General features: G+C 59.6%; 19 protein-coding genes. 6 read left to right on the top strand and 13 right to left on the bottom strand.

What is annotated here, in order from left to right:
• Nucleotides 1-274: 274 nt before the first annotated feature.
• On the bottom strand, nucleotides 275-1,213 hold the full coding sequence (locus tag L6D74_RS14290) for an aspartyl/asparaginyl beta-hydroxylase domain-containing protein (RefSeq protein WP_236189596.1): 939 nt from the start codon (nucleotides 1,211-1,213) through the stop codon (nucleotides 275-277).
• 188 nt (nucleotides 1,214-1,401) lie between these two features.
• Nucleotides 1,402-2,376, bottom strand: coding sequence for a cysteine synthase A (gene cysK, locus L6D74_RS14285; RefSeq protein WP_011332943.1), 975 nt, complete (start codon nucleotides 2,374-2,376; stop codon nucleotides 1,402-1,404).
• 128 nt (nucleotides 2,377-2,504) lie between these two features.
• On the opposite strand from cysK, the gene L6D74_RS14280 reads away from it, so the two are divergent.
• Nucleotides 2,505-3,581, top strand: coding sequence for a DUF748 domain-containing protein (locus tag L6D74_RS14280; RefSeq protein WP_236189595.1), 1,077 nt, complete (start codon nucleotides 2,505-2,507; stop codon nucleotides 3,579-3,581).
• Here L6D74_RS14280 and L6D74_RS14275 read toward each other — a convergent pair.
• Nucleotides 3,578-4,078 (bottom strand): DUF2442 domain-containing protein, encoded by a 501-nt coding sequence (locus L6D74_RS14275; protein ID WP_236189594.1) that lies wholly within the window; start codon nucleotides 4,076-4,078, stop codon nucleotides 3,578-3,580. The genes L6D74_RS14280 and L6D74_RS14275 overlap by 4 nt on opposite strands.
• The gene (locus L6D74_RS14270; RefSeq protein WP_236189593.1) at nucleotides 4,066-4,296 is read right to left on the bottom strand and encodes a DUF4160 domain-containing protein; all 231 of its coding nucleotides are present in this window, start codon (nucleotides 4,294-4,296) and stop codon (nucleotides 4,066-4,068) included. The genes L6D74_RS14275 and L6D74_RS14270 overlap by 13 nt, the downstream gene beginning before the upstream one ends.
• A 201-nt stretch (nucleotides 4,297-4,497) precedes the next feature.
• Between L6D74_RS14270 and L6D74_RS14265 the strand changes: the two genes are divergently transcribed.
• Together L6D74_RS14265 and L6D74_RS14260 are read left to right on the top strand one after the other, a co-directional pair.
• On the top strand, nucleotides 4,498-5,343 hold the full coding sequence (locus L6D74_RS14265) for an AAA family ATPase (protein ID WP_007911294.1): 846 nt from the start codon (nucleotides 4,498-4,500) through the stop codon (nucleotides 5,341-5,343).
• 12 nt (nucleotides 5,344-5,355) lie between these two features.
• Nucleotides 5,356-6,534 (top strand): vWA domain-containing protein, encoded by a 1,179-nt coding sequence (locus L6D74_RS14260; RefSeq protein WP_016771218.1) that lies wholly within the window; start codon nucleotides 5,356-5,358, stop codon nucleotides 6,532-6,534.
• Nucleotides 6,535-6,571: 37 nt separating this feature from the next.
• Here L6D74_RS14260 and L6D74_RS14255 read toward each other — a convergent pair whose 3' ends face one another.
• From L6D74_RS14255 to L6D74_RS14240, 4 genes are all read right to left on the bottom strand, one after another.
• The gene (locus tag L6D74_RS14255; RefSeq protein ID WP_236189592.1) at nucleotides 6,572-7,486 is read right to left on the bottom strand and encodes a 5-oxoprolinase subunit C family protein; all 915 of its coding nucleotides are present in this window, start codon (nucleotides 7,484-7,486) and stop codon (nucleotides 6,572-6,574) included.
• Nucleotides 7,483-8,187 carry a 5-oxoprolinase subunit PxpB gene (gene pxpB, locus L6D74_RS14250; RefSeq protein ID WP_236189591.1) on the bottom strand — a complete coding sequence of 235 codons (705 nt, stop codon included), beginning with the start codon at nucleotides 8,185-8,187 and terminating at the stop codon, nucleotides 7,483-7,485. The genes L6D74_RS14255 and pxpB overlap by 4 nt, the downstream gene beginning before the upstream one ends.
• Nucleotides 8,184-8,936, bottom strand: coding sequence for a 5-oxoprolinase subunit PxpA (locus L6D74_RS14245; protein WP_236189590.1), 753 nt, complete (start codon nucleotides 8,934-8,936; stop codon nucleotides 8,184-8,186). Before L6D74_RS14245 ends, pxpB begins: the two co-directional genes overlap by 4 nt.
• A gap of 66 nt (nucleotides 8,937-9,002) precedes the next feature.
• Nucleotides 9,003-10,289 (bottom strand): MFS transporter, encoded by a 1,287-nt coding sequence (locus tag L6D74_RS14240; RefSeq protein WP_236189589.1) that lies wholly within the window; start codon nucleotides 10,287-10,289, stop codon nucleotides 9,003-9,005.
• Between the two features lie 146 nt (nucleotides 10,290-10,435).
• Here L6D74_RS14240 and L6D74_RS14235 point away from each other — a divergent pair, with 146 nt between their 5' ends.
• On the top strand, nucleotides 10,436-11,347 hold the full coding sequence (locus tag L6D74_RS14235; protein WP_064594170.1) for a LysR family transcriptional regulator: 912 nt from the start codon (nucleotides 10,436-10,438) through the stop codon (nucleotides 11,345-11,347).
• A 34-nt stretch (nucleotides 11,348-11,381) separates the two neighbouring features.
• On the opposite strand, the gene L6D74_RS14230 is transcribed toward L6D74_RS14235, so the two are convergent.
• The 4 genes from L6D74_RS14230 to ltrA form a co-directional block, all read right to left on the bottom strand.
• Nucleotides 11,382-11,924 (bottom strand): DUF2937 family protein, encoded by a 543-nt coding sequence (locus tag L6D74_RS14230; protein ID WP_011332934.1) that lies wholly within the window; start codon nucleotides 11,922-11,924, stop codon nucleotides 11,382-11,384.
• Between the two features lie 13 nt (nucleotides 11,925-11,937).
• Nucleotides 11,938-12,714 carry a class II glutamine amidotransferase gene (locus L6D74_RS14225; protein ID WP_236189588.1) on the bottom strand — a complete coding sequence of 259 codons (777 nt, stop codon included), beginning with the start codon at nucleotides 12,712-12,714 and terminating at the stop codon, nucleotides 11,938-11,940.
• A gap of 16 nt (nucleotides 12,715-12,730) precedes the next feature.
• Nucleotides 12,731-13,231 (bottom strand): hypothetical protein, encoded by a 501-nt coding sequence (locus L6D74_RS14220; protein ID WP_039772625.1) that lies wholly within the window; start codon nucleotides 13,229-13,231, stop codon nucleotides 12,731-12,733.
• A 95-nt stretch (nucleotides 13,232-13,326) separates the two neighbouring features.
• A complete protein-coding gene (gene ltrA / locus L6D74_RS14215) occupies nucleotides 13,327-15,024 on the bottom strand; it encodes a group II intron reverse transcriptase/maturase (protein ID WP_236189587.1) in 1,698 nt (565 codons plus the stop codon).
• A gap of 1,150 nt (nucleotides 15,025-16,174) precedes the next feature.
• Between ltrA and L6D74_RS14210 the strand changes: the two genes are divergently transcribed.
• Both L6D74_RS14210 and L6D74_RS14205 read left to right on the top strand, forming a co-directional pair.
• A complete protein-coding gene (locus tag L6D74_RS14210; protein ID WP_236189586.1) occupies nucleotides 16,175-18,229 on the top strand; it encodes a S9 family peptidase in 2,055 nt (684 codons plus the stop codon).
• Nucleotides 18,230-18,337: 108 nt separating this feature from the next.
• A complete protein-coding gene (locus L6D74_RS14205; protein WP_007956482.1) occupies nucleotides 18,338-18,811 on the top strand; it encodes a cyclic nucleotide-binding domain-containing protein in 474 nt (157 codons plus the stop codon).
• Here the strand turns inward: L6D74_RS14205 and L6D74_RS14200 are convergent.
• The gene (locus tag L6D74_RS14200) at nucleotides 18,808-19,092 is read right to left on the bottom strand and encodes a hypothetical protein (RefSeq protein ID WP_064594163.1); all 285 of its coding nucleotides are present in this window, start codon (nucleotides 19,090-19,092) and stop codon (nucleotides 18,808-18,810) included. The two genes, L6D74_RS14205 and L6D74_RS14200, sit on opposite strands and share 4 nt — an antisense overlap.
• Between the last annotated feature and the right edge of the window lie 75 nt (nucleotides 19,093-19,167).

Raw genomic sequence — 19,167 nt, 5'->3', positions numbered from 1 at the left:
GCGCACACCGGCGTGCTACTGACAGGTGGAGGGTAATGACTGATCTGCACAGGCTGCTGATTCCCGCACGGCACGACGCCAGCGTTGACCGCTGAATCGACTACCGCGTTGATGAGGGATGCAGGCATCTGGGCTGATCTTTTTGAAGGGTTGGACAATGAGTCGTGCGACTCACGAGCGCCGACTATAACCAGCCCGCGACATGGATTGCAACGACTTGGACAGATACCAGAAAAAACCGCTCAAACGAGCGGTTTTGCTGTACTTCGCGGCCTCAACCAAACAGCCAATACCCCAGCAACGTCAACACCACCACCGCCAGCACCGGCCGCAGCACACGGTAGGCTTTCGGGTTGCGGCGTTTCCACTGTTTGACCGCACCACTGAACCTGTCGCTGAAGTTCTTGCTCCAGGCGTAAGCCCGGTTGATCCCGCCGACACGCTCGTCGTCGAGGTTCTGCGGTGCCGTGGCACGGCCCAGCCAGGCGCTGATGAAGCGGTTGATGCGGGTCATCAGGCGGCTGCTCAGCGGCCGCTCGATGTCGCAGAACAGGATGACGCGGGTCTGTTCGGTTTCGTTCTTGACCCAATGCACGTAGGTCTCGTCGAACATCACGTCTTCACCGTCGCGCCAGGCGTAGACCTGACCGTCGACGAAGATTCGGCAATCGTCGGAGTTTGGCGTTGACAGCCCCAGGTGATAGCGCAGGGAGCCCGCGAACGGATCGCGGTGCGGGTTCAAATGGCTGCCGCCCGGCAACAGCGCGAACATCGCGCCTTTGACGTTGGGGATGGCACTGACCAGCGCCACGGTTTTCGGGCACAGGGTTTCGGCCGATGGCAGCGGTTTGTCGTACCACTTGAGGTAGAAACGCTTCCAGCCTTTCTTGAAGAACGAGCCGAAACCGGCGTCGTTGTTCTTCTCGGCGGCACGAATATAACCCTCGTCGAACAGATGCATGGCTTCGTCGCGAATGGTTTCCCAGTTATCGCGCAACACGTCCAGCTCCGGAAACTTGCCGCGATCCAGATACGGCTTGGACGGCACGCCCGAGAACAGGTACATCAAGGCGTTATACGGGGCGAACAGCGCCGAGTGGTTGACGAACTGCCGCAGCACCGGCAAACGCGCCTTGCCGCGCAAATGCACGTAGAGGATGCTGCCCACAAACAGCAGCAACACCGACACCTTGGCGGCTAACGAAAAGGTCATCAACAACTCCTTGAAATAAGACAACGCCACGCCATGTCATTTACCCGAGATGGCGGCCGGCCATGATAAACACTACCGGCTCCGGGAAAAACCCGCCCGACCCAACATTCAGTGTTAAGAATTGCGCAACAAAGCACTTATTAACATAACGATCCTGAACCCTGGCTGACCTGAATCAACGCGCCCCCTTACTGCTGGTTCTCCTGATCGGTGAACAGATCACTGAACAGCATGCTCGACAGATAACGCTCACCGGAGTCGGGCAGCACCACCACAATGGTCTTGCCCTGCATTTCCGGGGTCTCCGCCAGACGCACCGCCACCGACATGGCCGCACCGCAGGAAATCCCGCACAGGATCCCCTCTTCCTGCATCAGGCGCAGGGCCATGGCCTTGGACTCGTCATCCGTCACCAGCTCGACCCGGTCAACCATCGACAGATCAAGGTTCTTCGGCACAAAACCGGCGCCGATGCCCTGAATCTTGTGCGGGCTCGGCTTGATTTCTTGACCTGCCAGCGCCTGGGTAATCACCGGCGAAGACACCGGTTCCACCGCCACCGACAGAATCGGTTTGCCCGCCGTATTCTTGATATACCGCGACACACCGGTAATGGTTCCACCGGTGCCGACCCCTGCGACCAGCACATCGATGGCGCCATCGGTGTCATTCCAGATTTCCGGGCCAGTGGTCTTTTCATGAATGGCTGGGTTGGCCGGGTTATCGAACTGGGCCGGCATGAAGTATTTGCCCGCGTCACTGGCTACGATTTCGTTGGCCTTTTCGATAGCGCCTTTCATGCCCTTGGCTGGCTCGGTCAGCACCAGCTCGGCACCCAGCGCCTTGAGCACCTTGCGTCGCTCGATGCTCATCGAGGCCGGCATGGTCAGCAGCAATTTGTAACCGCGCGCGGCAGCGACAAATGCCAGGCCGATGCCGGTGTTGCCGGAGGTCGGCTCGACAATGGTCATGCCCGGCTTGAGTTTGCCGCTGCTTTCGGCGTCCCAGATCATGTTGGCGCCGATCCGGCACTTGACCGAGTAGCCCGGGTTGCGACCTTCGATCTTGGCCAGAATGGTCACGCCACGGGGCGCGATGCGGTTGATCTGCACCAGCGGCGTGTTGCCGATGGAATGGGCGTTGTCAGCAAAAATACGGCTCATGGCTGGGTCCTTGTGCAGCGTTGAATTCAGCTCTCCAAGGTAAGCCTGTTGCTCTTGTCAGTCCAGTCGGGCCGAACGTCTGCGGCAGGCGGCAGTCAATCGCTTTATACCGTTCGGAATTTGCTGCCATGAAGCGTCGCTACCGTTGGCCATTGTGGATTTTCACCACTCTCGTTGTATTACTGGTCGCCCTGCACATCGCCCTGCCCTACCTCGTGCGCGACTATCTGAATGACAAGCTGGCCAACATGGGCGACTACCGCGGCCAGATCACCGACGTGGACCTGGCGCTCTGGCGCGGGGCCTACAAGATCAATGGCCTGAAAATCGTCAAGGCCGACGGCAAGGTGCCGGTGCCGTTCGTCGATGCGCCGGTTATCGACCTGTCTGTCAGTTGGCACTCGCTTTGGTACGACCATGCTGTCGTGGCACAGGTGAAATTCTTTAAACCTCAGGTGAACTTCGTCGATGGTGGTGCCAACAAGCAGAACTCCCAGACCGGTCAGGGCACCGACTGGCGTGAGCAACTGGGCAAACTGTTGCCTATCACGCTCGACGAAGTGCAGATCAGCGATGGGCGGATCAGCTTTCGCAACTTCAACTCCAAACCACCGGTAAACATGAATGCAACCAACGTCGACGCCAGCATTTACAACCTGACCAACGTGGTCGACAAAGAAGGCAGACGCGACGCTCGCTTCGAAGGCAAGGCTCTGCTGCTGGGGCATGCCCCGCTGGAAACCACAGCCACCTTCGACCCCTTGAGCAATTTCGAAGACTTCGAATTTCGCCTGCGGGCCCGCGACATCGAGCTCAAGCGCATGAACGATTTCGCCTCGGCCTACGGCAAATTCGACTTCAACGCCGGCCACGGCGACGTGGTCATCGAAGCCGCCGCCAACAAGGGCCAGCTCAAGGGCTACATCAAACCGCTGCTGCGCGACGTGGACGTGTTCAACTGGCAGCAAGATGTCGAGAACAAGAACAAGGGGATCTTCCGCTCGATCTGGGAAGCACTGGTCGGCGGCACGGAAACCGTGCTGAAAAACCAGGGCAAAAACCAGTTTGCCACCCGAGTCGAACTCAGCGGCAGCGTGCACCAGCAAGATATCAACGCGTTCGAAGCGTTTTTGCAGATTTTGCGCAACGGATTCATCCAGGCCTTCAATGCTCGGTATGAACGGCCGAAGCCGGATGCGGGCTAAGTTTTTCGGTTGACGATGTAGCGCCCGGTATCCTCTGCCGCGATCAGTGCAGGCTTCTCCTGCAACGAATCCCAACCCAGACAGGCCAGGGCCAATGATCGCGGCACCGCTTCCCGACCATTACTGTAGCGACTGATGCTGCGGGCGCTGACACCCAACGCTTCGGCCGCCTCATTCAACGGTAGACCGGTGCGAGCGCGCCAATCCATGAAAATCCGTGTGTTTTCGTCCGGCGCATTTTGCGCGAGCGCGTCCCGGTACAAGGTATCGGCACCAATCTGGATATCCGGTTCCAGCCACTCCACGCTCCAGCCGTCGTCACCCAACTCAGCGGTTGCAAACACTTCAGCGTCCAGTAGCGGAGCGAGCCCCGGATAGGTTTGCAGATCGCGGCTCAAGTCCAGGTTCAGCCGTTGGCCATCAATAAAGGTCAGCGACAGGCAAGCATCGCCAACAGCCTGCACTGCGGCCAATCGTGGCCGCTTCATGGGTAACATCGTTTCCAGTCCTCCAGCAATTGCGTCTGATGGGCCGAAACCCACGCCAACGCTTCCTTGACGATCAGTGGCGGTGCCTTGCCCATCATGACCTCGACGGTTTCCAAGCTAAGCATCACATCCACTCCACCACCGGTCATGTGAACATGGGGTGGCGGGTGATCCTTCTCGCGCAACTGAATGCGGTATTTTTCGCGAAATCGGTATTTGGTAGTCATGCCCGAAGGCTATCGCCAAATCGGCGATACCTGGAATACTGGCCTCGCGCCGAAACTGAGTCAACATGTGACGCCCCATTCAGAGACTGAATAAGCCGTCTGCGTTCACAGTCGACCGGGCCGCGCGTTATAGTCGGGCATCCGATTATTTCGCCCCCGCCCTGCCCGTTCAGGTCGGAGTTACCGTTCGAGGATTAGCAGATGAAGTTCGAAGGCACCCAGGCCTACGTCGCCACCGATGACCTGAAGCTGGCGGTCAACGCCGCCATCACCCTGGAGCGGCCGCTGCTGGTGAAGGGCGAACCGGGCACCGGCAAGACCATGCTCGCCGAGCAACTGGCCGAATCGTTCGGCGCCAAGCTGATCACCTGGCACATCAAGTCCACCACCAAGGCCCATCAGGGCCTGTACGAGTACGATGCGGTCAGCCGTCTGCGCGACTCGCAACTGGGCAATGAAAAAGTCCACGACGTGCGCAACTACCTGAAGAAGGGCAAGCTCTGGGAAGCGTTCGAGTCCGAAGAGCGGGTCATTCTGCTGATCGACGAAATCGACAAGGCCGATATCGAGTTCCCCAACGACCTGTTGCAGGAACTCGACAAGATGGAGTTCTACGTTTACGAGATCGACGAGACCATCAAGGCCAAGAAACGTCCGATCATCATCATTACTTCCAACAACGAGAAAGAGCTGCCGGACGCGTTCCTGCGCCGCTGCTTCTTCCACTACATCGCCTTCCCCGACCGCACCACCCTGCAGAAAATCGTCGATGTTCACTACCCGGACATCAAGAAGGATCTGGTCAGCGAAGCGCTGGACGTGTTCTTCGACGTGCGCAAGGTGCCGGGCCTGAAGAAGAAGCCGTCGACCTCGGAACTGGTCGACTGGCTGAAACTGCTGATGGCCGACAACATCGGCGAAGCGGTGCTGCGCGAACGCGATCCGACCAAAGCCATCCCGCCGCTGGCCGGTGCGCTGGTGAAGAACGAACAGGACGTGCAACTGCTGGAACGTCTGGCGTTCATGAGCCGTCGCGGCACCCGCTAAGAGGCTGACGCCATGTTGCTCAACCTGTTCAATGAAATGCGTGCAGCCAAGGTGCCGGTGTCGGTGCGCGAGCTGCTCGACCTGATCAACGCACTGAAACAGCGCGTGACCTTCGCCGACATGGACGAGTTCTACTACTTGTCGCGGGCGATTCTGGTGAAGGACGAACGGCATTTCGACAAGTTCGACCGTGCGTTCGGCGCCTACTTCAATGGCCTGGAAAAGCTCGACGATCACTTGCAGGCGCTGATCCCCGAAGACTGGCTGCGCAAGGAATTCGAGCGTTCGCTGAGCGACGAGGAACGCGCGCAGATCCAGTCTCTCGGCGGCCTGGACAAGCTGATTGAAGAGTTCAAGAAACGCCTGGAAGAACAGAAGGAACGCCACGCCGGCGGCAACAAATGGATCGGCACCGGCGGCACCAGCCCGTTCGGCTCCGGCGGTTTCAACCCGGAAGGCATCCGGGTCGGCGATGCTGGCAAGCGCCAAGGCAAAGCGGTGAAAGTCTGGGATCAGCGCGAGTACAAGAACCTCGACGACTCCGTTGAACTGGGCACCCGCAACATCAAGGTCGCCCTGCGCCGCCTGCGCAAATTCGCTCGTCAGGGCGCGGCGGAAGAGCTGGATATCGACGGCACCATCGACCACACCGCCAAGGACGCCGGCCTGCTGAACATCCAGATGCGCCCGGAACGGCGCAACACGGTGAAGCTGTTGCTGCTGTTCGACATCGGCGGCTCGATGGACGCCCACGTGAAGATCTGCGAGGAACTGTTCTCGGCCTGCAAGACCGAGTTCAAGCATCTGGAGTACTTCTACTTCCACAACTTCATTTATGAATCGGTGTGGAAGAACAACATGCGCCGCACTTCCGAGCGCACGTCGACCCAGGACTTGCTGCACAAGTACGGCGCCGACTACAAAGTGATCTTCATCGGTGACGCCGCAATGGCACCTTATGAAATCACCCAGGCCGGCGGCAGCGTCGAGCACTGGAACGAAGAGCCGGGTTACGTGTGGATGCAGCGCTTCATGGAGAAGTACAAGAAGCTCATCTGGATCAATCCGTACCCCAAAGATACGTGGGGTTACACCTCGTCGACCAACATCGTGCGGGATCTGATCGAGGACCAGATGTATCCGTTGACGTTGCGCGGGCTGGAAGAAGGGATGCGGTTTCTGTCCAAGTAATCCGCAATGGCTCCCCCGCCAGCGGCGGGGGAAACCATCAAAAGCGCTTCAGATATTCGACATGCTCCCGGTGTGCAACTTCTTGTACCACCGGGCGCAATCTGACCTTCGCCCCCGGCAGACACTGCGCCAGGCGGGCCAGCGCCAGCGGCGTCAACGCGCCCAATCGCGGATAGCCGCCAATGGTCTGCCGATCATTGAGCAACACGATTGGCTGTCCGTCCGGCGGCACCTGCACCGCGCCCAGCGGAATGCCCTCGGAAATCATCGGTTGGCCCTGATACTGCAACGCCGTCCCCAGCAAGCGAATGCCCATTCGGTCCGCGCGACTGTCCAGCGTCCAGGCACGGTTGAAGGCATCGAACAGGCTCTGCCCGCTGAACTGACCGATCTGCGCGCCCAGCACCAGATCGAGCGGTGCGTCGAGGCGCAGGTCCGGTCGATGCTCCGCTGGAACCTCACGCACCAACAGGGTTTCGCCCTGATAACTCAGCGAAGCGCCCTTGGCCAGCGGCAATCCAAAACCATCAAGACCGCCAAGCTCCTCACGCACCACCGTAGCACTGCTGCCCAGCACCTTCGGCGCACTGAAACCGCCGGGCGCCGCCAGATAGGCCCGCGCGCCCAGCAACGGCTGAGTGAACTTCAAGGTCTGCCCATTGCGCAGCTTGAAACTGCGCCACGGCGCCAACGCCTCGCCGTCGATCTGCGCGCCAAGATCGGCACCCGCCAATGCCAGCAAGCAATCTTCTTCAGCCACCACTGTGAACCCGCCGAGGGTGATTTCGATCACCGGCAAGTCCAAGCCATTGCCCAGCAGCCAGTTGGCCCACGCCATCGACCGCCAGTCCGCCGCGCCGCCCTGAGTCACGCCCAGATGGCGTACGCCAAACCGTCCGGCATCCTGCAACAGGCACAACGGCGTGCTCGCTTCAATCGTCAGTCGGCTCATGCCAAGGCCTCCAGAGGCGTGTCGTCACCGCCGAGGCGGATGAATTCGGCATGGCTCACCGCTTCGAAACGCACGGTATCCCCGGGCTGCATGAGGCTGTAGCCATCGCGTTCACGGTCGAACAACTTTGCCGGCGTGCGACCGATCAGGTTCCAGCCACCGGGGGACACCACCGGATACGCCGCTGTCTGCCGTTCGGCGATGCCGACGCTGCCGGCGGCGACTTTCTTGCGTGGGGTATTCAGACGTGGTGCAGCGAGAATTTCTTCCACCAGCCCCATGAAGGCAAATCCCGGCGCAAATCCGAGCGCGAACACCTGATATTCCCGGGCACTGTGACGGCGAATCACTTCTTCCACCGACAAACCGCTGCGCTTTGACAGCAGGCTCAATTCCGGGCCGACACTCAGGTCGTACCACACCGGCAGCACATGACACTGGCCGCCGGTGTGCGCATTCGGCGACAGGTCGATCAGCGCTTCGGCGATCAATTCCCGAGCCTGATTCGGGCTCAACGCGGTCAGGTCGTAATGCACCATCAACGTGGTGTACGACGGCACCAGATCGATCAGATGCTCGCCGAACACCGCGCGCAGCCGCTCACTGGCGGCGAGCATCCACGGCATGTTGGCTTCGGCGATTTCATCAAACAGACGCAGCATCAGGCAATCGAGCGCCACCACTTCCACCCGCGGATTCATGGCGCGCTCTGCTCGTTCAGGGCCTGACGAATGCGCTGCACGGCCGCCACTGAACTGGCGTTGTCACCGTGCACGCACAGCGTGTTGGCTTGCAGGTGCAGCGCGCTGCCGTCGCTGGCGGTGAGGTTGTCACCACGGGCGATGGTCAGCGCCTGCCCGATAATGGTTTCGGAATCGTGATGCACCGCGCCCGGCAGTTGTCGCGAAACCAGTCGGCCGGCGCTGTCGTAGGCGCGGTCGGCGAAGGCTTCGAACCACAGGCTCACGCCGTATTCGTCGCCAAGCTGTTGCGCGGCCGTGTTGTCGCGGGTGGCCATCAGCATCAGCGGCAGGCTGCGATCGTAAGCCGCGACGGCTTGTATCACCGCTCGCAACTGCGCCGGGTTGGCCATCATGTCGTTGTACATCGCGCCGTGGGGTTTGACGTAACTGACTTTGCCACCCTGGGCACGGCAAATACCGTCGAGGGCACCGATCTGGTAATGCAGGATGTCTTGCAGCTCCTGAGCGGTATAGGCCATGGAACGCCGGCCGAATCCCACCAGATCCTGATAGGCCGGATGCGCACCGATCTGCACGCCGTGGCTCAGGGCCAGGCTGACGGTCTTGCGCATGATGCTCGGGTCGCCGGCGTGGAAACCGCAGGCAATGTTGGCGCAGTCGATGAAGGGCATGACTTCCGCATCCAGACCCATGGTCCAGCTGCCGAAGCTCTCGCCGATGTCACAGTTCAATAGCAGGCGGCTCACGGTGAACACTCCTGTAGTTCTTTTCTTTTTTTGCTGTGGGACAGGCAGTGTCCCGCAGGTTATCAGTTACTGCGCGTCCAGTTGTTTGCCACGGGTTTCCGGCAGGCTCAATGCCGCGAGGATCACCACGCCGTAGGACACTGCCGCAAAGGCACCGATGCCTACACTCAGCGGCACTTTCTGGCTGAGCAACCCGATCAACAGCGGGAACAACGCCGCCAGTGCCCGGCCGATGTTGTAGCAGAAGCCCTGCCCCGAGCCGCGAATCCGGGTTGGAAACAGCTCGGTGAGAAACGCGCCCATGCCACTGAAAATCCCCGAGGCAAAAAAGCCCAGCGGAAAGCCCAACCACAACATCACGCCATTGCTGACCGGTAATTGGGTGTAGAGCAGAACGATGGTGAACGAGCCGACCGCGAACAGGATGAAGTTCTTCTTGCGGCCCAACAGGTCGGTCAAATAGGCGCTGATCACATAACCGACGTAGGAACCGATGATCACCATCGCCAGATAACCGCCGGTGCCGAGTACGCTCAAGCCGCGTTCGTTCTTCAGAAAAGTCGGCAGCCAGGAGGTGATCGCGTAATAACCGCCGAGGGCGCCGGTGGTCAGCAATGAGGCGCGAATCGTGGTGAAGAGCATGCCGGGGGCGAAGATCTCGTAGAACTTCGACGGGCTGTCCGGGGTTTGCTTGGCCTTGGCTTCGCGGTAGATCTCCGGGTCTTTCACCAGACGGCGGACGAAAATCACGAACACTGCCGGCACGATGCCGAGGATGAACAGTGCGCGCCAGGCATCTTCCGGTGGCAACACCGAGAACAGCAGCGCATAGAGAATCGCCGTCAGCCCCCAACCCAGCGCCCAGCCGGATTGCACCATGCCCACCGCTTTGCCGCGATCCTTGGCGCGGATCACTTCACCGATCAGCACTGCGCCAGCCGTCCACTCGCCGCCGAAACCGAAGCCCATCAGTGTGCGGGCGATCAGCAGCTGTTCGTAGTTTTGAGCGAAGCCGCAGAGAAAAGTGAAGAAGGCAAACCACAGCACCGTCAGTTGCAGGGTGCGCACGCGGCCGATGCGGTCGGAGAGAATCCCCGCCACCCAGCCGCCGATGGCCGAAGCGATCAGGGTACTGGTGTGAATCAGCCCGGCTTCGCCAGTGGTGATGCCCCAAATTGCGATCAGGGTCGGCACCACGAAGCTGAGCATCTGGGTGTCCATGCCGTCCAGACCGTAGCCGATCTTGCAGCTCCAGAAGGTCCGGCGCTCCTGCTGATTGATGTTGCGATACCAGTCGAACGGGCCGGGACGGGCCGCAGTCTTGGGGAGGTCGAGGGTGTCGGGCGCACTCATGGCATGTCTCCGCAGGCTTTTATTGGTCTTGTTCGAAGCTCCGACGACGCCTATCGTGGGAACCGGATGCGTCGATTCTTGGGTGCGTCACCCGGTCGCGTCCAACGAATAAAAACCCGCCCAAGACATAAGAAAAATTTGTTGCCATGAACCTGAAGTTTCTCGAAACCTTCGTCTGGGTCGCCCGGCTGAAAAGTTTTCGCCTGACCGCCGACAAGCTGTTCACCACCCAGGCCTCGATCTCCAGCCGGATCGCGGTGCTCGAAGGCGAGCTGGGGGTGAAGCTGTTCTTGCGTGACTCACGCGGCGTCAGTCTGACGCCCGAAGGTTTGAAAGTGCTGGACTATGCCGAGCAGATGCTCGACACGATGCAGGCGCTGAAGCAGTCGATCGAGACACGATCGAGCAAGGTCGGCCGGGTACGTATCGGCGTGATGGACACGGTGATCCACACTTGGCTCAGCCCTTTGGTGGCGCAGATGACCGATCTGTACCCTCGGGTGGAAATCGAGCTGGTGGCGGATACCTCGCTGAACCTCTGCGATCAGCTGCAAAAAGGATTTCTTGACCTGATCCTGCAAACCGACCTGGTGCGCCAGGAAAGCGTGCGCAGCCTGGAGCTGGCCAGCCACCCCATCGGCTGGATCGTCGCCAGCAACTCGATCTACAACCGTGACTATCAAAGCCTCGCCGACCTGGCGCAGGAACGGATCATCACCTACTCGAAAAACTCCCGGCCGCATCAGGACATCCTGGCGCTGATGCAGGCCCAGGGCGTGCTGGCGCCACGCTTGAACTGTGTGAATTCAGTGTCGGCGATCACCCGTCTGTTGCGCGACGGATTCGGTATTGGCGCGTTGCCGCCGGTACTGGTGGCCGAGGAACTGGCGCGAGGGGAATTGACCCTGCTTGACATCGAACAGCGTCCGCCGAACCTGCAGGTGGTGGTGTCGTGGCGGGTCGGTGTGGAATGGGTCGAGGAAATTGTGACGTTGTGTCAGCAGGTGCTGGAGGAATATGCGCGCAAGGTAGGTACGGATTACATCGTTCTAAGTTGATCGTTCCCACTGCGTGGGAACGATCCATCGAAGCTTACAGCCCGCGCACATCCCGGTCTTCGATCGGTCGGCTCTGGCGCAGGCGCTTGCCGCCCAGCACCACCCAGTCGATCAGACGGAACAGGCATTCAAGGCCGAACGACAGCAACATTGCGCCGCTCATGCCCCAGATCATCGCTTCCGGCGTCAGCAGGATCTGGTAGCTGTAGCCATTCCAGGTTTCCTTGCGGATGTCCGGGTCGGCGGCCAGCACCACTTGCAGGAAGCGGATGTACCACGGGCCCTGCATCGCCTGGAATTGCTTGTCCAGCGCCAGCTGACGGTTGAGCAAGGTGCTCAGGCTGTCGGCATCGCTGCGAAACACCGGATCTTCGCTGGCTCGATAGTGGGCGACCAGCGCCTGGATATCACCCTTGAAAAACTGCTCGGCGGTGCCCTGGAAGCCGCGTAGACCAGTCTGCGCCTCGATCAGGTGCGCTTCGACCCGCTTTGCGTAATCGTTGATGAAGCCCGGCACCTGGACACCGATCAACAGGCCCGCCGCAAACAACACCAGCCGTAGATAACTGAGCAACATGGGGGTGCAATCCTTATTCGGTCGTGCCTTGGCTGACGCATTCGCCGCGTCGCCACAGGCTCCATTGGCCCGGTTCGTAGCGGGTCCAGGTTTCGTTTTCGGTCAAGGGTTCGGTGGCAACCACCGTGACCACGTCGTTGGGCGTGGTTTCGGCCTGGAAGTCGACAATCACATCGACATCCTTGAGCCGCGCCGGGCCAAACGGTGCGCGTCGGGTGATCTGCGCCAGTTTGGTCGAGCAATAGCAGAACAGCCAGTCGCCGTCGCTGAGCAGGCAGTTGAACACGCCTTTGCTGCGATATTCGGCGCAGGCCGCGACCAGATCCGGCAGCAGCACTTCTATATCGACCGGTTCCGGAAACGCTGCACGTACCCGGTTGAGCAAATCGCAGAACGCCGCTTCGCTGTCGGTATCACCGACCGGACGGTAGAAACTCTTGATCGGGGTGAAGTCGGCGAGCTGACCGTTGTGCGCGAAGCACCAGTTGCGCCCCCACAGTTCGCGGACGAACGGGTGGGTGTTGGACAGGCAGACCTTGCCGACGTTGGCCTGACGGATATGCCCGATGACCACTTCGCTCTTGATCGGATAGCGCTGCACCAGATTGGCCACTTCCGACTCGCTGCTGGCCGCCGGATCCTGGAACAGGCGCAAGCCGCGCCCTTCGTAGAAGGCAATGCCCCAGCCGTCGCGATGTGGCCCGGTGCGACCGCCGCGCTGCATCAGCCCGGTGAAGCTGAACACGATGTCGGTCGGCACGTTGGCACTCATGCCCAGTAATTCACACATGTGCGGACTCTCGTGATTACAGACGCGGCTCGACCCGCATGCGCTGCGGATTGCTCGGCACCGGCGGGCGACCGTAGCGGTCATCGCCAGCACCGCCGAACGGTTGATCGGCGTCACGCTCGTCATCGGCACGGGCCGCTGCGCGGGCGGCTTCAGCCTGCTCCCGGCGGGCCTTGGAGGCGCGTTCGATCGGCAGGCGGATCAGCACAAAAATCAGGTACAGGCCGAATGCGATCATGGCGTACATGAGCAGTTCGGAAATGGCGCGCCAGGCGTTGTTGCCGACCTTGAACGCCAGATCCAGCGCCGTGATGGCGATGGCCGGGGCGAATTTTTCCTTCACCGGGTCAATGATGGTCGGGCTGAACAGCAACACCGCCATCAGCACACGCAGCGGCTCGCGCAGCCAGCGCCACATCCAGCGGGTCATGCGCATCCACACCAGCAGGCAGCCCACGGCGGCAAAGGCGTAAAGGCCCCAGGCGATCAGATAGTCGTTCTCGGTCATGGTGTCCATGGCAAGGCAGGCAAGTCGGGTAGAGACACACCATTACTGGTCTGCCTCCCCCTAAGAACCGTACGTGCGCCTTTCAACGCATACGGCTCAAGTCTTTAGAAAGCCCCGGTTGGAGCCGGCTTGTTTACTGTCAATCCACGGCTGTGTAGCTGCTGATGACAAACTGGATGCAATAGTACTCGGTTATCCAAGGTGTCTCCACCGCCTTGGGAGCGGTGGATTACATGATGGTCGTGCCACCCGCTTTCCTTGGTAATAGGCTGCTTGCACAGCGGACATAGACCTTTTTGGCTTTGAAAGAGACTTACGATCTGTTTCCGATACTTCAGCTTTTTAAGCATTCGCGCCATTCGCAATTTCTCTCCCATTTCCTCCATGGAGGGATCGAAGGGGTTGTATTCCCCGCTCACCTTTCTATGCCGCTCGATCGCAGTGCTCGCTATTGAGTACAGGGGAGCTATTGCTTTGGTCCCGTCCGTCCTCATCGCCATGGTGGCGAACACCCAACTTCTGCCTTCATGGGGTTGGAAATAACCTCTCCTGACCCATTCCAACGATTTATTAGGATGTCGCCTTTTCGCCCAACGCCAAAGAGCATGGAAAACAGAGTTATCCATTCTGCTAAACGCCTTCTTGGCAACCACTGGCTGGTGGTACATCGCCCAGCCACGCAGTATCGGATTCAGCCGTTGGATCAGATCCTCTTGCTTTGCCGTTTTGTTGGTACTGATGACGTCTTTCACCTTGCGATAGAACGCTTTCACGTTTTTCTTGCTTGGCTTGATCAGGAGCTTTCCTTCGTACTTGCGGAAATTCCATCCCAGAAAGTCAAAGCCTTCGTCTATGTGAACCACGCGGGTTTTCTCGAGTGACAGCTGCAATCCTCGCACAGCGAGGAATTGCTCCACCCAAGGTCTGATTTCGCTTTCCAGCATCTCTTTCGAGTTTCCGGTAATCACAAAGTCATCCGCATAGCGCACCACATTGATTTTCAGCTTCTTGGCCTTCGTCACGCCCAAGTGTTGCTTGAGCTGTGACTCCAATCCATCCAGCACCATATTTGCCAAAGTCGGCGAGATGATCCCGCCTTGTGGCGTACCGGCATCCGTTGCCTGAAGCTGGCCTTTATGAATCACTCCAGCCTTCAACCATTTCCGGAGGATCGTTTTGTCCGTAGGGACATTGGCGATCAGCCAGTCATGGTTGATATGGTCAAAGCAGCCTTTGATGTCCGCCTCCAGTACCCATTCGGCCGAGACCTTCTTGGATAAGCAGATGAACAGCTGTCCCATTGCGTCTGCGGTAGAGCGCTCGATCCTGAAGCCGTAGCTGTTCGGATCTCCGGTGGTTTCTGCAATGGGCGCCAGAGCTAGCAGGTATAGAGCCTGCATGGCCCTGTCAGTCATGGTCGGAATGCCTAGTGGGCGCTCCTTCCCGTTTGACTTCGGAATGAACACACGCCTTAAAGGCCGTGGTTTGTATCCGTGGCGCTTCAACCCGTTTGCCGCTTTCCATTTGGCATCGGGTGTATCCCAGAGCACTCGGTCGACTCCCGCCGTGCGCTTGCCCTGGTTTTCAGTGACTCGCCGAACAGCCAAATATCTGGCCGAACGAGAGCGGGTCAGCATTCGTTGCAGGGAGTTAACCCTGCGCCAATTGCCTTCCCGACAAGCCTTCGCAATCCGTAACTGCATCGCCCGGACATTCCGCTGAACACGCCACCAATCGATGTCATGCCATTGTTGCGGAGCGCCGGAAGGCGCAGACACGGCCGTAGGGCTGTGTACTTTCATGCTGCCTTCCTCTCAAGTTGCCTGAGCTGAAGACGTACGCATCCCCTGACGGGAATGGACGTCCCGTCAGGGGTGAATTAATGGGAAACCTCAACCGCAGGTTTCTGAAATTATTGAGACAGACTCAGTCAGAGTTCATGCGACGAAAGACCACGCAGAAGTCTGCCCGGTTTCCCGTGAGGTGATGTTTCAACCTCTATCCGATCCATTACAGATCGGCTTTCGCTTTCTCTGCGATCCCATACCCGCACAGCCAACAGATCTCCTTGCGGTTCACCTGCCCGAAGGCAGCTATACGGGTTTACCACGTTCCCTGCCTGTCACACGATTGGTTTAGGGCCTGCCTTTTCGCCGGTGATCCTGATGACGACGTACCTCCAGCCTCTACAGAGATATCCGATCACTTTGCCTTTTGGCTCAAGCCTGACAGCTGTTTTGGCTTGTTTATAATTACGACGTTTATCAGCAGTTCACATATGTTGCCCATGCCAACCAGCCTGGGGCCTCAACCCGGTTCAGCTCCGAGCATCTCTACAACCCCTCACGGTGGCTGCAGACCTTTTCAGGGGCTACGTTGTTAGAAAAGCTTCACACCTCATCGTCGCCAATGACGCATGTTTTCCTAGGCTATCGTTGGTCGCACAACGAGTCCGCTGCTACCTTGCGAGCAAGCTAGATGGACAATGACAGACAGAGCTTTCGCTCGAGTCTTCAGATAAGTAAGCAAGCACTGAACGAATCAGCAGGCTCAGAAAAGCGTTTCCTCCTGTTTCAGAAGCAGGAGAAAACCCTTGCGGGGATTCTTTCCCGCTGGGGTGAGGTTCTGTAAGAACCGATGATTTAGTGTGCATTCAGGAAAGAAAAAGATCTTTCCTCCAGTCAATAATTTGAATGCTGATGGACTGTGGGCCCGCCCCGCCGCAACGGTAAGTCCTTGAAGGCAGTGGACTTCTTTGATGGATTTTTATTCCGGAGATTGGGTACTCCAGCCTTGGCTGTAATCAAACAGCCCTTCAAGATGACCATCCACCTCGAAGTCTTGAAGACACGCTACGCGTGTCGCACAGAGGCGCTTATAGTAACGACTTTTCGCACGTCAGGCTTCCCCGCCGTCCGTGCGGCCCTTATTTGTCATGTCCGAGAGCTTTCCATGCCCGTATCCGCCAACGTCAGCAGCGCCCCGATTGCCCACAAGGCCGCCGGTCACGACCCGTACGCCTGGCTGCAGGAACGCGACACCGACGCGGTGCTCGACTACCTCAAGGCTGAAAACGACTACCAGCAGGCACAGACCGCCGATCAGGCCGAGCTGCGCGAAACCCTGTTCGAAGAGATCAAGGGCCGGATCCTCGAAACCGATCTGTCCCTCCCCTCGCCATGGGGCCCGTACCTGTATTACACCCGCACCACAGCGGGTGACGAATACGCCCGTCACTACCGCTGCCCGCGTCCGGCCGACGACAGCCTGACCCTCGATGAAAGCCGCGAACAATTGCTGCTCGACCCGAACGCGCTGGCCAACGGCGGCTTTTTCTCCCTCGGCGCGTTCAGCATCAGCCCGGATCACCAGCGTCTGGCCTACAGCGTCGACGCCTCGGGCGACGAGATTTACACGCTGTTCGTGAAGGAATTGTCCAGCGAGCGTGTCAGCGAACTGGAATTCCAGGACTGCGACGGCAGCATGACCTGGGCCAACGACAGCCTGACCCTGTTCTTCGGTGTACTCGACGACACCCATCGCCCGCACAAGCTGTTCCGCTATCGCCTGGATGGCACGGCCGCCGAAGAGGTGTTCCACGAACCGGACGGGCGTTTTTTCCTGCATTGCTACCGCGCCAGCTCCGAGCAACAACTGCTGTTGTCGTTGGGCAGCAAGACCACCAGCGAAGTCTGGGCGCTGGACGCCAATCAGCCGCAGCAGCCATTCACTTGTCTGGCGCCACGGGTCGAGGATCACGAATACGACGTCGATCACGGCAAGCTCGATGGCGAGTGGACCTGGTTCATCCGCACCAACCGCGACGGCATCAACTTCGCCCTGTATCAGGCGCCGGACACCGGCATCGCACCGAGCGAAGCCGACTGGCAGAACCTGATTCCGCACAGCGATTCGGTGATGCTCGATGGCGTGACACTCAATGCCGAAGCCCTGACCCTGAGCCTGCGCGAAGGTGGTCTGCCGATCATCGAAGTTCGCCCACACGGTCTGGCGCCTTATCGCGTGCAATTACCGGATGCGGCCTACAGCCTCTATGTGCAAAACAGCCTGGAATTCGAAAGCGACCGCATTCGCCTGCGCTATGAGGCGCTGAACCGTCCAGCCCAGGTTCGGCAACTGATCCTCGCCACCGGCGAACAGACTGTGCTCAAGGAAACCCCGGTGCTCGGCCCGTTCGACGCCGACGCCTACGTCAGCCAGCGCCTGTGGGCGACCGCGCCGGACGGCACCCAAGTGCCGATCAGCCTGGTGATGAAACGGGAAATGGTCGGCAAACCCGTGCCGTTGTATCTGTACGGTTACGGCGCCTACGGTTCAAGCCTCGATCCGTGGTTCTCCCACGCCCGCCTGAGCCTGCTGGATCGCGGCATGGCGTTCGCCATCGCCCACGTGCGCGGTGGCGGTGAACTGGGCGAAGCCTGGTACCGCGCCGGCAAGCAGGAACACAAACACAACACCTTCAGCGACTTCATTGCCTGCGCCGAATTCCTGATCCTCAACGGCATCACCACCGCGCCACAGCTGACGATCAGTGGTGGCAGCGCCGGTGGCCTGCTGATCGGCGCGGTGCTCAATCAGCGTCCGGACCTGTTCGGTGTGGCGATTGCCGAAGTGCCGTTCGTCGACGTGCTCAACACTATGCTCGATCCGGATCTGCCGCTGACCGTCACTGAATACGACGAGTGGGGCAATCCCGAAGAGCCGGAGGTCTACGAGCGGATCAAGGCCTATGCGCCGTACGAAAACGTCACTGCACAGGCGTATCCCGCAACACTGGTGATCGCCGGCTACAACGACAGCCGCGTGCAGTATTGGGAAGCGGCCAAGTGGGTGGCGAAGTTGCGTGCGACCAAGACCGATGACAATCCATTGCTGCTCAAGACCGAACTGGGCGCCGGCCACGGCGGCATGAGCGGGCGTTATCAGGGATTACGTGACGTAGCGCTCGAATATGCATTTGTTTTCAAGGTTCTGGGCATTGCCTGAGGAACTCCGCCGGTCAGACAGGTCTTAATTCCGGGCACCGGGAGCCGATAAGCAGATCGGCCCCCGGTGGCGAGCCTGCCACCCGACACAAAAAAAAGACCGCACGACATGTCAGAACCCACCCTACTGAACAACGAAATCCGCGACTGGCTGATGGACTGCGGCCTGTTCGATCAATTGCAGCTGGCGGATTTTGCCGCCGCTTCGGGTTACTTCAGCATCAGCACCGTGGCTGAAGGCGAAGCGATCTTTCGCGAAGGCGATGCCGGCAGTTTCATGTGCATCATCCACACCGGCCAAGTGGCCGTGCAGAAAACCGGTGGCGACGGCCAGGTCGTGACCATGGCCACCCTGCGCAGCGGTCGGGCGTTCGGTGAGATGGCCGTGCTCGACGGCGAACGCCGTTCAGCGACTTGCGTGGCGGCGAGCAACTGTCAGTTGCTCAACCTCGGCAAGGATTCGCTGGAAAAAATGCTCAACGACGCACCGAAGATCGCCGCCAAGATCATCCGCGCCCTCGCCGTCTCCCTCTCCAAACGCCTGCGCATGGCCGACGGCCAGCTCGCCGCCCAGCAGATCTAGCCCCCCGGGGATTTGGGTTTACTGTCGTTCTGTTCCAGGCCCGGCAATGGCTGATCCTTGGTCGGCGGGCTGGGCATTTCGATCGGCACCAGCGGCGGGCCGCCACTGCCGGGGCCGGCCTTGGGAATCGGCACCGGGCTGATCTGCGGATACGGGGTTGGCGTCGCGGTGCCGGGCGAGCCCGGTTGCGGTGTGGGGCTGACGGGAATCGTCTGTTGCGCCTGTCCGGCAGTTATCGAGAGCGCGGCCAGGGTAATGACCGTTAGAATGGTGCGCTTCATCAAGGGCTCCGTTGGCCTGAAGTCTGCCTTCAGGCTACTCCCAACGCGCCGGCTTGCCTTCCCCCCTGTAGAGAT

The organism is Pseudomonas pharyngis (assembly GCF_021602345.1).
Classification (GTDB): Bacteria; Pseudomonadota; Gammaproteobacteria; order Pseudomonadales; family Pseudomonadaceae; genus Aquipseudomonas; species Aquipseudomonas pharyngis.
This window is presented reverse-complemented; position numbering and strand designations above follow the sequence as displayed.

What these genes read in the sequence shown, in the direction of transcription:
- L6D74_RS14290 (WP_236189596.1), bottom strand. Translation starts at nt 1,213, where the DNA reads ATGACCTTTTCGTTAGCCGCCAAGGTGTCGGTGTTGCTGCTGTTTGTG.
- cysK (WP_011332943.1), bottom strand. Translation starts at nt 2,376, where the DNA reads ATGAGCCGTATTTTTGCTGACAACGCCCATTCCATCGGCAACACGCCG.
- L6D74_RS14280 (WP_236189595.1), top strand. Translation starts at nt 2,505, where the DNA reads ATGAAGCGTCGCTACCGTTGGCCATTGTGGATTTTCACCACTCTCGTT.
- L6D74_RS14275 (WP_236189594.1), bottom strand. Translation starts at nt 4,078, where the DNA reads ATGTTACCCATGAAGCGGCCACGATTGGCCGCAGTGCAGGCTGTTGGC.
- L6D74_RS14270 (WP_236189593.1), bottom strand. Translation starts at nt 4,296, where the DNA reads ATGACTACCAAATACCGATTTCGCGAAAAATACCGCATTCAGTTGCGC.
- L6D74_RS14265 (WP_007911294.1), top strand. Translation starts at nt 4,498, where the DNA reads ATGAAGTTCGAAGGCACCCAGGCCTACGTCGCCACCGATGACCTGAAG.
- L6D74_RS14260 (WP_016771218.1), top strand. Translation starts at nt 5,356, where the DNA reads ATGTTGCTCAACCTGTTCAATGAAATGCGTGCAGCCAAGGTGCCGGTG.
- L6D74_RS14255 (WP_236189592.1), bottom strand. Translation starts at nt 7,486, where the DNA reads ATGAGCCGACTGACGATTGAAGCGAGCACGCCGTTGTGCCTGTTGCAG.
- pxpB (WP_236189591.1), bottom strand. Translation starts at nt 8,187, where the DNA reads ATGAATCCGCGGGTGGAAGTGGTGGCGCTCGATTGCCTGATGCTGCGT.
- L6D74_RS14240 (WP_236189589.1), bottom strand. Translation starts at nt 10,289, where the DNA reads ATGAGTGCGCCCGACACCCTCGACCTCCCCAAGACTGCGGCCCGTCCC.
- L6D74_RS14235 (WP_064594170.1), top strand. Translation starts at nt 10,436, where the DNA reads ATGAACCTGAAGTTTCTCGAAACCTTCGTCTGGGTCGCCCGGCTGAAA.
- L6D74_RS14230 (WP_011332934.1), bottom strand. Translation starts at nt 11,924, where the DNA reads ATGTTGCTCAGTTATCTACGGCTGGTGTTGTTTGCGGCGGGCCTGTTG.
- L6D74_RS14225 (WP_236189588.1), bottom strand. Translation starts at nt 12,714, where the DNA reads ATGTGTGAATTACTGGGCATGAGTGCCAACGTGCCGACCGACATCGTG.
- L6D74_RS14220 (WP_039772625.1), bottom strand. Translation starts at nt 13,231, where the DNA reads ATGGACACCATGACCGAGAACGACTATCTGATCGCCTGGGGCCTTTAC.
- ltrA (WP_236189587.1), bottom strand. Translation starts at nt 15,024, where the DNA reads ATGAAAGTACACAGCCCTACGGCCGTGTCTGCGCCTTCCGGCGCTCCG.
- L6D74_RS14210 (WP_236189586.1), top strand. Translation starts at nt 16,175, where the DNA reads ATGCCCGTATCCGCCAACGTCAGCAGCGCCCCGATTGCCCACAAGGCC.
- L6D74_RS14205 (WP_007956482.1), top strand. Translation starts at nt 18,338, where the DNA reads ATGTCAGAACCCACCCTACTGAACAACGAAATCCGCGACTGGCTGATG.
- L6D74_RS14200 (WP_064594163.1), bottom strand. Translation starts at nt 19,092, where the DNA reads ATGAAGCGCACCATTCTAACGGTCATTACCCTGGCCGCGCTCTCGATA.